Origin of the sequence: Streptomyces sp. HUAS TT11 (assembly GCF_051553595.1) — a bacterium.
In the GTDB taxonomy this organism is placed as follows: Bacteria; Actinomycetota; Actinomycetes; order Streptomycetales; family Streptomycetaceae; genus Streptomyces.
The window spans coordinates 4117839-4130480 of sequence record NZ_CP196184.1; the positions used below are offsets into that span (position 1 = coordinate 4117839).

Sequence of the window (12642 nt, forward strand, 5' to 3'; positions counted from 1 at the left end):
CTGACGGGCCGGCCCGTCAGCGGCGCCGGTACACGAGCCGCCCTGCGAGGACCGTCGCCACACAGGTCCCCGCTCCGCGCCCGGCCAGCGCGGCCTCGTCCGGGACGTCGAACACGGCGAACGTCGCGTCCCGGTCCGCCACGCCCTCGGGCGGAAGCGGCGAGGCCATCGCCTCCGCCGGGCTCCGTCCGGCCAGCGGGTCGAGGGACGGCGGGCCCGCGGGACGCTCCGAGCGCTCCTGCCGCCGCAGCCCCGCGCGGTCCACGGCGTCCACCACGGCGGGCCGCGACAGCCGGCCGGCCACGGCGACGGTTCCGTGCGCCAGCATCCGCTGCACCCCGCGCCGCGCGCTCGCGCCCCAGCGTGTGTCGCCGACCGCCAGAGCCGCGAGGGCCCCACCCGTGATCGGCTCGGTGCCCAGCTCGTCGGCCTCGCGCGGATCGGGGTGGTATGCGGCCTCCAGCAGCTCGGGCCCGCACGGATTCAGCAGCCCGGGCGTGAGGAGTCCCGGCCAGCGCCGCACCCGGGCCGTCGGGTGTGCCGCCGCCAGTTCCTCGTACGCGCCGACGCCCGCGCAGCGTCTGCCGTCGACGAGCACCGCGCCACCGGGCACGGGAGGCCGCCGGTCCCCCGTGATCAGGAGGCCGGCGGCATGGATCGTCAGCACGCGCGGGCTAGTTGGAGGCGAGAAGCTTCAGTTCGGGATGGGCGGTTCCGCCCTCGATCGCCGTCGACGAGATATGGGACATGACGCGCTCGTCGACCGGGTCGTCCGCCGGGTCGTCGTGGACGGCGAGGTGCTCGTACGTCGTCGAACGCTGGGCCGGGACGCGCCCTGCCCGGCGGATCAGGTCGATGATCTCGAGCCGGTTGGACCGGTGCTTGGCCCCCGCGGACGAGACCACGTTCTCCTCGAGCATGATCGAGCCGAGGTCGTCCGCGCCGTAGTGCAGGGACAGCTGACCGACCTCCTTGCCGGTGGTCAGCCACGAACCCTGGATGTGCTGGACGTTGTCGAGGAACACGCGGGCGATCGCGATCATCCGCAGGTACTCGAAGAGGGTGGCCTGGGTGCGGCCCTTCAGATGGTTGTTCTCGGGCTGGTAGGTGTACGGGATGAAGGCCCGGAAACCGCCCGTGCGGTCCTGCACGTCACGGATCATCCGCAGGTGCTCGATGCGCTCGGCGTTGGTCTCGCCGGTGCCCATGAGCATGGTGGACGTGGACTCGACGCCCAGGTTGTGCGCGGTCTCCATGATCTCCAGCCAGCGCTCGCCGCTCTCCTTGAGCGGGGCGATCGCCTTGCGCGGCCGCTCGGGGAGGAGTTCGGCACCGGCACCGGCGAAGGAGTCCAGCCCGGCGGCGTGGATGCGCGTGATGGCCTCCTCCACCGAGACGCCGGAGATCCGCGCCATGTGCTCGACCTCGGAGGCCCCCAGGCTGTGGATGACCAGCTGCGGGAAGGCGTCCTTGATGGCGCGGAAGTGCTTCTCGTAGTACTCGACGCCGTAGTCCGGGTGGTGTCCGCCCTGGAACATGATCTGCGTGCCGCCCAGCTCGACGGTCTCCGCGCAGCGGCGCAGGATGTCGTCGAGGTCGCGGCTCCAGCCCTTGGCGGTGTCCTTGGGAGCCGCGTAGAAGGCGCAGAACCTGCACGCCGTCACACAGACGTTCGTGTAGTTGATGTTGCGCTCGATGATGTACGTCGCGATGTGCTCGATACCGGCGTACTTGCGGCGGCGCACGGCGTCCGCCGCGGCACCCAGCGCATGCAGCGGGGCGTCGCGGTAGAGGGCGAACGCTTCTTCGGGAGTGATCCGCCCACCGGCGGCGGCGCGGTCGAGGACGGACTGAAGGTCGGCCTTCTCGGTCACCGGGCGTCCCTTTCGTAAGGGTGAGGAAATCGGGCGCGAGGCCCATTCGAAGCAAGGGGGTGGTGGGAGACGGGTGGGCGGACCGAACCAGCCTACGCCAGCGGTTTCGCGGGCCCCGCGTCAGGCCGCGTACGCCCCGATCAGCAGCCCGACGAAGGTACCGGCGATGAGGAACGGCCCGAACGGGATCGCTGTCCGGCGCCCGGCCCGGCGGGCGAGGACGAGCCCGAGGCCGTACAGCCCGCCGAAGAGGAATCCGGCGAACGTCCCGAGCACCACGGTGGGCAGGCCGTACCAGCCGAGCACCGCCCCGAGCCCCGGCGCGAGTTTGACGTCGCCGAACCCCATGCCGTTCGGGTTGACGAGGAAGAGCAGGAAGTACGCGACGCCGAGCACGAGCGCGCCGAGGAGCGCTGAGGGCCACCTCCCCGCGTGCTCGGGCAGGGCCGCGGCGGCACCGAGCAGAAGCGGGGCGAGTCCGGCCAGCGGCAGGGTGAGGACGTCCGGCAGCCGCTGCACCCGGAAGTCCACGATCGTCAGCAGGACGCCGACGGGGGCGATCAGCAGCCAGACGAGCAGTTCGGGACGCGTACCCGTGGCGAGCGCGAGCACCGCGCAGACCAGCGCGGTGGCCCCGCACACGAGCGCGGTCCCGGGGCCGTACGGCCGTCCGTCCGCGCACCGCGCCGGGCCGACCCAGCCGCCGATCGGATGCCCGTCGGGACACCGGTCCCGCCAGGGCTGCTCGGGCTCGACGGAGAGCCGGTAGGCGACCCGGGGCACCAGGACCCCGGCCGCCGCACCCCACAGCACGGCGCCGACGGTCACCCAGAGGTCCAGATCCACGCCGACAGGGTAAGCGCCGGAGCCCGCCCGACTCCGGCGAACCGTGGGTCAGCCGACCTTCGCCAGGCGCGAGGTCGGGTTGCCGGCGTCCGGGTTGTCCGTCTCGTACTGGAGGTCGGCGCCGGCCGGCGTCAGCCGCACCTCGTGCCGTCCGGTGGTGCACGTCGGCGGGTTGGAGGACTCCTTGGCCACGCTCGTGGCGACGAGCTGACGGTCTGTGACCCGCTTGAGGAGGAGTACGTCGTCGCAGGTGCCGCCGAGTTGGTCGGTGGACCGGAAGAGCCCGATCTCCTCACCCACCCCGGCCTGTTCGATGGTGACGCGGAAGGTGCCCGCGGGCAGGGTGCCCCCGAGGGCCGTCGCGGCGCCCTCCCATGAACCGAGGTAGGCGGCGGGCACACCGGAACCGCCGGTGCCCGGGGTGGCCGAACCATGGGTGGGCGCGCCCCCGGCCGCGGTGTCCTTGTCCGTGTCGTCCTTGTCGAACATCCCGAGGAGAAACGCCGAACCGACCGTCACCGCGGCCAGCGCGCCCGCGACCGCCAGCGCGATGGTGCAGCTCATGCGCCGGCCGCGACCGCCGGTTCCCGGCACGGAGGTGGTGGCGAGGCTGACGGAGAGTCTCCCGGGGCCGTCGGCGGCGGAGGGCACGGCGTCCTGCGGCTCCTGCCGTACGCCCGGCCGTGGCACGTGGGTGGAGGGCGCGCCGGAAGCGGTCATCACGGGCGGCGGGCCGAAGACCCCCGCGGGCACGGGCGCTTCGGACCCGGCCGGGGCCACGTCCATGCGTGCACCGGCCGCCGACGGCACGGCCGTCGGTGCCCCACCGGATCGGGCCGGCCCCGAAGGAGCCGCCTCCGCCTCCAGGTTCAGCAACTGCACGGCCTTGCGGCTGACCTGTTCCACCAGCGGGCCGGGCAGCCAGCCCCCGGACACCAGGCGTGCCGCGCCCTGCGGGGCGAGGTGTCGGGCCACCTCCGCAGGAGCGGGACGCTCCGCCGGGTCCTTGGCGAGGCACACGGCCACCAGTTCGCGCAACTCGTCGTCGAGGCCGTCGAGTTGCGGCTCCTCGTGGACGACCTTGTACAGCAGTGCCGCGGACGAGTCACCGGGGAAGGGCGGCCGCCCCGTCGCCGCGTAGGCCAGTACCGCGCCCAGTGAGAAGACGTCCGCCGCTCCCGCGACGCCCTTGCCGAGGATCTGCTCGGGCGACATGTAGCCGGGCGAGCCGATGGAGACGCCCGTGGAAGTGATGGACGCCGTGCCGTCGATGGCGCGCGCGATGCCGAAGTCGATGAGGACCGGGCCGTCCAGGGTCAGCAGGACGTTCGAAGGCTTCACGTCCCGGTGGACCAGGCCGAGCGCGTGCACCGCCACGAGGGCCTCCGCGAGCCCCGCGCCCAGCGCCCGCACCCCCGGGAGCGGCAGCGGGCCGGCGTCCGTCACCGCCGAGGTCAGGGAGGGACCCGCCGCGTACCCGGTGGCCACCCACGGCACCGGCGCGTCCGGGTCCGCGTCCAGGACCGGTGCCGTCCAGGCACCGCCGACCCGCCGCGCGGCGTCCACCTCGCGGCGGAACCGGGCACGGAACTCCTCGTCCAGCGCGAAGTGCGGATGCACGACCTTGACCGCGACCGTGCGCCCGCCGGCGCTGCGCCCCAGGTAGACGCGGCCCATTCCGCCCGAGCCGAGTCTGCCGAGCAGCCGGTAGGGCCCCACGACGGCGGGTTCCCCGGCCTCCAGAGGCTGCATGCCCTCCACCCCTCCCCCGTACGACTCCCAGCAGCGTAGACCCCGGGGGCGTACGGACGGTGTCCTGCGTCCCGGGAGCCAGGAACAACTTCCCTACGGCTGGAGGAGCTTCACCTTCACGTCCGGCGGGAAGCCGGTCGTCGGCCCGACCCGCCGCGCGAACTCGGCGACGGCGGCCAGCTGGGCGTCGCCGAAGCGGAAGTCGAGCGTCGTGAAGTACTGCTCCAGGACCCGCTCGTCGAAGGACTCCCAGCGGGCCGCCTGCTCCGCGACCTTGCCGACCTCGTCCAGCGAGAGGTTGCGGGAGGCGAGGAAGGCCTCGTGGACCTGGCGGGTGATGAGGGGCTCCCGGTCCAGGTAGTCGCGCCGTGCGGCCCACACCGCGAAGACGAACGGCAGCCCCGTCCACTCCTTCCACAGCGTGCCGAGGTCGTGCACGGCGAGGCCGTAGCGCGGCCCGTCGTGGAGGTTCGCGCGCAGTGCGGCGTCGCCGATCAGCACCGCCGCTTCGGCCTCCTGCATCATCAGGCTGAGGTCGGGCGGGCAGGTGTAGTAGTCCGGCGTCACCCCGTACCGCTCGGCGAGCAGGAGCTGGGCGAGGCGTACGGAGGTCCGCGAGGTGGAGCCGAGGGCGACCCTGGCGCCGTCCAGCTGCTCCAGGGGCACCTGGGAGACGATCACGCAGGACATCACCGGTCCGTCGCAGCCGACCGCGATGTCGGGGAAGGCGACCAGGTCGTCTGCGTTCTTGAGGAACTCGACGAGGGTGACGGGCCCGATGTCGAGGTCACCCCGCACCAGCTGCTCGCTGAGCTTCTCGGGGGTGTCCTTGGTCAGCTCGAAGTCCAGAAGGGTGCCGGTTCTCGCGAGCCCCCAGTAGAGGGGCAGGCAGTTCAGGAACTGGATGTGGCCGACGCGCGGCCGGGTGCGAGAATTGTCCACATCGCGAGACTAGACCCCATGCGGTACCGTGACGGCCCCAGGGTCCCCGAAGGGCCTCGTGAACCGCCTGGACCGCTGTTGTCCACCTTTGGGACTACCATGTGATGCGGCGACGTCAATCCGCCCTCCACCCCGCTGGAACGTTCGGGTGAAGCGATCTTGACCTCTGTTGCTTTCGGCTGCCCCCGTGCTAGGCTCGCCGCAAGTTGCAGTTTGGTTTCCTTGCAGTACAGAGCCTGCGGAGCATGTGACCGCGGGCTCTCGTCGTTTTCAGAGACGTGCAGTTGTGCGGCGCTTAGTTTTCACACTTGCAGGTTCTGGAGCAGGGCAACCCTTTGGGCCCAAGGAGGGCTTATGGCTACCGGAACCGTGAAGTGGTTCAACGCCGAAAAGGGCTTTGGCTTCATCGCCCAAGAAGGCGGCGGCCCCGACGTCTTCGTCCACTACTCCGCGATCAACGCGAACGGCTTCCGCTCGCTTGAGGAGAACCAGCAGGTGAGCTTCGACGTGACCCAGGGCCCGAAGGGCCCGCAGGCGGAGAACGTCACCGCCATCTGAGTCACCGGTCTCGGAGATTCGGTCTTCGGTTCCAGGCCTTCGGCTCATCGAGTCCGATCGCTTCGATCCGGAACGGACAGCAGTACCCAAGGAGCCCCGTGCGCCGCTCGGCGCAAGGGGCTCCTGCTTTTTCGGTCGGTAGCCCTGGGCAGCACGTGATAGGGCCGTGCCGCGCAGTCACCAGGTCACGGGCAGCTCGAGCGGGAAGCGGCGGATCGTCTCCGTGTCCCAGCGCACGTCCTCCGGCGGCACCGCGAGCCGGAGGTTCGGGAACCGTTCCACCAGCCGCCCGACGGCCACCTCCAGTTCCGCCATGGCGAGCGGGACAGCGATGCACCGGTGCCCGCCCCAGCCGAAGGTCATGTGCGGCGCGGACGGACGCTCCGGATCGATCACGTCCGGATCCAGGTAGCGCTCGGAGTCCCGGTTCGCGGTCAGGTACGACACATGGACGAAGTCACCCGCCCGGATGAGCACGCCGTCGAACTCCACGTCCTCGAGGGCCACCCGGGGAATGCCGACCCCCTTGCGGAACGGGATGATGCGGAGCATCTCGTTCAGGACGTCCGTCAGGGTCTCGGGCCGGCTTCTGAGGTGCTTCATCAGCTCGGGCCGGGTCAGCAGGAGGTAGGAGATGTTGCTGATCTGGCAGGTGGCGGTGTCCTGACCGCTGAGCACGAGCGTCAGCGCCATGACCGCCAGCTCCTGGTCGTCGAACACGTCCTCGCCGTCCTTGGCCGCGGCCAGCGCGCTGATCAGGTCCTTGCCCGGGGTGCGCCGCCGCTCCTGGATCAGTTCGCCGAAGTACTCCCGCAACCGGGCCTTGGCGTTCGCGGCCGTCTCGCGCCCGTCCTGGCCCGTGGCGAGCAGCTGGTGGGCGTACTCCTGCATCCGGGGCCAGTCCTCCCGGGGGATCCCGAGGACGTCGTAGATCGTCTGCTGGGGAAGCCGGTTCGACAGGTGCTGGACCAGATCCGCCGGCGGCCCCTGTTCGGCCATCTCGTCGAGCAGCGTGTCCGCGAGCCGGACGATCTTCCGGCGCATCAGCTCCACATGCCGCTTGGCGAAGGCCTGCGACGCCAGTCGGCGCAGCCGGGTACTGTGCGGCGGGTCCATCACATTGATCGACTCCGGGGAGACGATGGGCTCCGGCGTCAGCCGCGGATAGTCGAACCCCATGATCCCCGCGCGGCTGAAGCGCTGGTCGGTGGTCACCTGCCGCACTCCCTCGAATCCGGTGACCAGCCAGGCGTCGGCGTCGCCGTACGGCAGCCGGATGCGGGTGATGGATTCGCGAGCCATGAGCGCCGCGAGCGTGGGATCGAACTCCAGTGCCGTGCTGAAGTCGAACGGACAGGTGATTGCTTCGCCGCTTGAGGTCATGGCGCAGTACTCCCTTTCCAGCCGCTTTCGCCGCTGTTCCATGCATACGCCCTTTCGTGCGACGCGGCTGTCGGGATACCTCCACATGTGCGATCCGGGCCTGCCGCTCACGGCACCGCAGGCGAGGAGGTCGGCAGGGCCGGTCGACGGCGCCGGACACGGCACCGCCCCGATGGCGTGCACGGCGACGCGCGGGCTCCGGGCGGGTGCGTCCACCTCGGCCACGGCCCGGCTTCGACGTCACTCGGGGTACTGCGGAAGCCGGTCGCCGCCCGCCGTGCGGCCCCCCGGCCGGACGCAGACGCAACGGACCGCCGGAACTACGGCCGAGCGGGTGAATCGGCCGTCGGCCGATACCGCCGCGCGGCGCGGGCCGTGCGGCCGGGACCGCTACCTGTACAGCTCGTCCACCTGCGCGGCGAAGTCCCGCATGATCACCGCGCGGCGCAGTTTCATCGACGGGGTCAGGTGGCCGGCCCGTTCGGTGAAGTCCACGGGGAGGACGGCGAAGCGGCGGATGGACTCGGGGCGGGAGACCATCTTGTTGGCCTCGTCGACCGCCCGCTGCAGCACCGCGAGCAACTCCGGGTCGTCCACCAGCAGTTCCGCCGGCACCGGGTGCTTGCCGTTCATCTGGCGCCAGTGGACGATGCCCTCCGGGTCCAGGGTGAGCAGGGCGCTGACGAAGGGGCGGCGGTCGCCGAGAACCAGGCACTGGGAGATGAGCGGGTGGGACCGCAGCCAGTTCTCCAGGGGCGCCGGAGCCACGTTCTTCCCCCCGGCGGTGATCAGGATCTCCTTCTTCCGCCCGGTGATCGTCAGATAGCCGTCGTCGTCCAGGCGCCCGATGTCGCCCGTCGGGAGCCAGCCGTCCGGCGTGGAGGGAACCACCCCGCCCGCATGGGGATCCCAGTAGCCCCGGAACACCTGGCCGCCGAGGACCAGCACCTCACCGTCCGCGGCGATCCGCACCTTTGTGCCGGGCAGTGGCCAACCGACCGTGCCCAGACGGGGTTTGAGCGGAGGGGTCACCGTGGCCGCACCGGTCGTCTCCGTCAGGCCGTACCCCTCGTAGATCTCTATGCCCGCGCCCGCGTAGAACGCCGCCAGGTCCCGGCCCAAGGGGGAGCCGCCGCAGATGACATGGCGGACCCGGCCGCCCAGGGCATTGCGGATGCGGCGGTAGACGAGCGGGTCGTGGAAGGCGCGGGCCGCCTTCAGGGCCGCGCTCGGGCCGCGACCCGTGCCGTGCTGCCGGGCCTCCTGTGCCTCGCCGTAGCGACGGGCCACGCTCGCCGCGCGGTCGAACAGCGACGCGCGGCCGCCTCGTTCGGCCGTCGCCCGCGCGTTGTTGAAGACCTTCTCCAGCATGTACGGGATCGCCAGCAGGAAGGTCGGCCTGAAGCTCGCCATGTCGGCGATCAGATCCTGCGCCTGCAGGCTCGGCGCATGGCCGAGACGCACCCGCGCACGGATGCAGGCGACCGCCACCATACGACCGAAGACGTGCGACAACGGCAGGAACAACAGCGTGGACGGAACACCGTTGATCTTCGCCTTGAACACCGGGTGGAGCAGTTCGATCGCGTTGTCGACCTCCGCCAGGAAGTTGCCGTGCGACAGGGTGCAGCCCTTGGGCCGGCCCGTGGTGCCCGAGGTGTAGATGAGCGTGGCCAGCGTGTCCGGGCCGAGCATGCCCCGGCGTACGGAGACCTCCTGGTCCGGTACCGCGTCACCCAGTTCGGCCAGGCGCTCGACATGACCCTTCTCCATCACCCACAGGTGACGCAGATCGGGCAGCAGGCTGCGTTCCGGACCGATGGACGCCGCCTGTCCGGCCGTCTCCGTCACCAGGGCCACCGCGCCGGAGTCCTGGAGGATCCAGCGGGTCTGGAAGACCGAGGAGGTGGGGTAGACGGGAACCGTGACCAGGCCGGCCGCCCAGGCCGCGAAGTCGAGCAGCGTCCACTCGTACGTGGTGCGGGCCATGATCGCGATCCGGTCGCCCGGCATCAGGCCCTCGGCGATCAGGCCCTTCGCCAGGGCCAGTACCTGGTCGGCGAACTGAACCGCCGTCACGTCCGTCCAGCCGCCGTCCGGGTCGCGGCGGCTGAGCACCGGGTGGCCGGGCACCGCGCTCGCGTTCTCGAACGGCACGTCGGCGAGCGAGCCGTGCGTGACCGGCGGCACCAGCGGGGGTACGTACGCCTCCCGCACCTCGCCGTTCAGCCGCCGTGTCTCCGGCGCCACGAGCACGGGCCCGCCGTCGTGGTCGAGATCGGCCGGGGCGGTGGGAACGGGCGTGGTCGAGTACGAGATGGGCATGGGGCAGCTCCTCGGGACCGCAGCTGTGCACTGCTCTGCTGCATGAGTACGCAACATGCGCATGCAGACGTTCAGCGGTCGGTGCGACTCGCTGTTACCGCCGGTTGGAACCGCGATCGTACGTCCCCCTCGTGGGGAGTCTGTGCGGGTTCCGGGATGGAACGGCGCCGGGGCTGTGCAGCCTCCTCCCCCACGGCCGTCAGGCGCGTTCGAGGATGGCGGTGACCCCCTGTCCCCCGGCCGCACAGATCGAGATCAGGCCGCGGCCCGTAACGTCGCGTTCGGCGAGAAGTGCCGCGAGCGTCGCGACGATCCGTGCGCCCGTCGCGGCGAAGGGGTGGCCGGTGGCCAGGGACGATCCCGCGACGTTCAGCCGCGCGCGGTCCACCGGGGCGAGTCCCCGCTTCTCCCAGGCGGCCAGCGTCGCCAGCACCTGGGAGGCGAACGCCTCGTGGATCTCGACGAAGTCGAAGTCCTCGATGCCGTGCCCGGTCCTCTCCAGCATGCGCGGGACCGCGTACGCCGGCGCCATCAGCAGTCCGTCCTCGCCTCCCGCCACGTCCCCGCCGACGAAGTCGACGGCCGCGGTCTCGTACGCCGTCAGATACGCCAGAGGCTCGAGTCCGCGCCGGCGTGCCCAGTCCTCGCTCGCGAGCAGCACGAGAGCGGCGCCGTCCGTGAGCGGGGTCGAATTGCCCGCGGTCATCGTCGGGCCGGGTCCGCCGGTGCCGAACACCGGCTTGAGACGGGCCAGTTTCTCCGGTGTCGAGTCGGGGCGCAGGTTCTGGTCGCATTCGAGACCGCGGAAGGGGACCATCAGATCGGCGAGGAGGCCCCGCTCGTACGCCGCCGCCAGCCGCCGGTGGCTCGTGGCCGCCAACTCGTCCTGCGCCTCGCGTGTCACTCCCCAGGCGCGGGCGGTCACCGCCGCGTGCTCGCCCATGGACAGGCCGGTGCGCGGCTCGGCGTTGCGCGGGATGTCGGGAACCAGGTGGCCCGGACGGATCCTCGCCAGCGCCCTGAGCCGGGCGGCGGTCGAGGTGGCCCGTCGGACCTCCAGCAGGATGCGGCGCAGCGCGTCGTTCACGCCGAGGGGCACATCGCTCGCCGTGTCCGCGCCGCCCGCGATCGCGGACTCCGTCTGCCCCAGAGCGATCTTGTTGGCGGCCGCGATCACCGCCTGCAGCCCGGTGCCACAGGCCTGCTGGACGTCGTACGCGGGCGTACGCGCGTCCAGCCCGGAGCCCAGCACCGTCTCCCGGGCGAGGTTGAAGTCGCGGCTGTGTTTGAGTACGGCTCCGGCGACCAACTCGCCGACCGCGCCGGGACCGTCCAGACCGTACCGCGCGACGAGCCCGTCCACCGCCGCCGTCAGCATCTCCCGGTCGGAGGCGGTGGCGTAAGGGCCGTCCGAGCGCGCGAAGGGGATGCGGCTGCCGCCCACGACGGCGACGCGCCGCACCTGCGTGCTGGTGGGGGGACTGCTCATCTCGACCTGCTCCTCATGCCCGACGGGACTTACCCTGGGTAACCTTACTCCAGAGTAAGAGACCGGAAACGGACGAGCGAGCTGGGAGCTGGACCATGGCCGACCGCTATCTGCGCTTCACGAGGACCGCGCCAGGTAGCTTCCTCACCCGGCGGCTGGGCCTTCCGCAACCGGTGGTGCTGCACCGATGGTCCGTCGAACGCCCCACCCTGGGCGGCCCGTTGCTGCACCTCACCGCGGGCGGGTCCACGCTGGACCTGGCGCCGGTACTGGCCCGCACCGGGCTGGCCGCCGGTGCCGAGCGGCCCGCCGCGATCGTCCTCGACGCCACCGGCGTACGGGACGTCGACACGCTCGCCGAGGTGCACACGGCGCTCCACCCCGTCGTACGGTCGGTCGCCGAGAGCGGCCGCGTGGTGGTGCTGGGTTCACCGCCGGACCCCACCGACCACCACCAGGCGGCGGTGCAGCAGGGCCTGGAGGGGTTCACCCGGTCGCTCGGCAAGGAGTTGGGGCGAGGGCGGACCGTCACGCTCGTCCGGCTGGCCGACGCCGAGGCCGCCGAGTCGACGCTGCGCTTCCTGCTCTCACCGAAGTCCGCGTACGTGAGCGGGCAGGTCGTCGAGGTGGGGAGCGGGGACGTCATCGCCCCCGAGGACTGGGCGCGGCCGCTCGCCGGGCGGATCGCGCTGGTCACCGGGGCGGCGCGCGGAATCGGCGAGGCGGTCGCCGGGACGCTGGCGCGGGACGGCGCACACGTGGTGTGCCTGGACGTGCCGGCGGCCGAGGCGGATGCGCGACGGGTGGCCGAGTCGATCGGCGGCACCGCGCTGACGCTCGACATCACGGCTGCCGACGCGGGCGCGCGCATCGCCGACGCGCTGCCCGAAGGGCTGGACGTCCTCGTCCACAACGCGGGGATCACCCGTGACCGCACGCTCGCCAACATGGCGGCGGAGCGCTGGGGTTCGGTGCTCGACGTGAACCTCGCGAGTGTGCTGCGCACGACCGACGTCCTGCTGGCGCGCGGGGTGCTGCGCGGACCCGGTTCGCCCGAGGAGGGGCGGGGCGGCGGGCCCGGAGGCGGGCGGATCGTGGTCACCTCGTCGATCGCCGGGATCGCCGGGAACGTCGGGCAGACGAACTACGCCGCGAGCAAGGCTGGGGTGATCGGGCTCGTGCGGGCGCTGGCACGCGCGCAGGCCGAGCACGGGGTGACGGTGAACGCGGTCGCACCCGGGTTCATCGAGACGCGGATGACCGCGGCGGTCCCGCTGTTCGTCCGGGAGGCGGGGCGCCGGATGAACTCGCTCGGGCAGGGAGGCCTGCCGGTGGACGTGGCCGAGACGGTGGCATGGCTGTCCGGTCCCGGGTCGGGCGCGGTGAACGGGCAGGTCGTACGGGTCTGCGGACAGAGCCTGCTCGGGGCGTGATCCCCCGCCGCGAGCACCTGCGCCCCTTCCTTCCCACATC

The 12642-nt window shown here is 71.9% G+C and carries 10 protein-coding genes; 2 read left to right on the plus strand and 8 right to left on the minus strand.

Annotated elements, in window-relative coordinates; translation table 11 throughout:
- Positions 1–16 precede the first annotated feature (16 nt).
- The 5 genes from ACSHXN_RS18400 to ACSHXN_RS18420 form a co-directional block, all read right to left on the minus strand.
- Entirely contained in the window at positions 17–667 is a 651-nt protein-coding gene (locus tag ACSHXN_RS18400) for a hypothetical protein (protein WP_355136967.1), read from the minus strand.
- A 7-nt stretch (positions 668–674) separates the two neighbouring features.
- Complete coding sequence (gene mqnC / locus ACSHXN_RS18405) at positions 675–1874, minus strand: cyclic dehypoxanthinyl futalosine synthase (protein WP_438303376.1); 1200 nt, start codon at positions 1872–1874, stop codon at positions 675–677.
- Positions 1875–1994: 120 nt separating this feature from the next.
- Complete coding sequence (locus ACSHXN_RS18410) at positions 1995–2720, minus strand: prepilin peptidase (RefSeq protein WP_355136971.1); 726 nt, start codon at positions 2718–2720, stop codon at positions 1995–1997.
- 48 nt (positions 2721–2768) lie between these two features.
- Positions 2769–4472 (minus strand): protein kinase domain-containing protein, encoded by a 1704-nt coding sequence (locus tag ACSHXN_RS18415; protein ID WP_438303377.1) that lies wholly within the window; start codon positions 4470–4472, stop codon positions 2769–2771.
- Positions 4473–4565: 93 nt separating this feature from the next.
- Positions 4566–5414, minus strand: a complete 849-nt coding sequence (locus ACSHXN_RS18420; protein ID WP_438303378.1) for a menaquinone biosynthetic enzyme MqnA/MqnD family protein — start codon at positions 5412–5414, stop codon at positions 4566–4568.
- Between the two features lie 354 nt (positions 5415–5768).
- Between ACSHXN_RS18420 and ACSHXN_RS18425 the strand changes: the two genes are divergently transcribed.
- Positions 5769–5972, plus strand: a complete 204-nt coding sequence (locus ACSHXN_RS18425) for a cold-shock protein (RefSeq protein ID WP_043442843.1) — start codon at positions 5769–5771, stop codon at positions 5970–5972.
- 177 nt (positions 5973–6149) lie between these two features.
- Here the strand turns inward: ACSHXN_RS18425 and ACSHXN_RS18430 are convergent, their stop codons facing one another.
- The 3 genes from ACSHXN_RS18430 to ACSHXN_RS18440 form a co-directional block, all read right to left on the minus strand.
- Complete coding sequence (locus ACSHXN_RS18430) at positions 6150–7355, minus strand: cytochrome P450 (RefSeq protein WP_355137039.1); 1206 nt, start codon at positions 7353–7355, stop codon at positions 6150–6152.
- Positions 7356–7745: 390 nt separating this feature from the next.
- Positions 7746–9680: an AMP-dependent synthetase/ligase gene (locus tag ACSHXN_RS18435; protein WP_355136977.1), complete on the minus strand. Its 1935-nt coding sequence runs from the start codon at positions 9678–9680 to the stop codon at positions 7746–7748.
- Positions 9681–9879: 199 nt separating this feature from the next.
- Entirely contained in the window at positions 9880–11169 is a 1290-nt protein-coding gene (locus tag ACSHXN_RS18440) for an acetyl-CoA C-acetyltransferase (protein ID WP_438303379.1), read from the minus strand.
- Positions 11170–11264: 95 nt separating this feature from the next.
- On the opposite strand from ACSHXN_RS18440, the gene ACSHXN_RS18445 reads away from it, so the two are divergent.
- A complete protein-coding gene (locus ACSHXN_RS18445) occupies positions 11265–12602 on the plus strand; it encodes a 3-oxoacyl-ACP reductase (protein WP_438303380.1) in 1338 nt (445 codons plus the stop codon).
- Positions 12603–12642 lie beyond the last annotated feature (40 nt).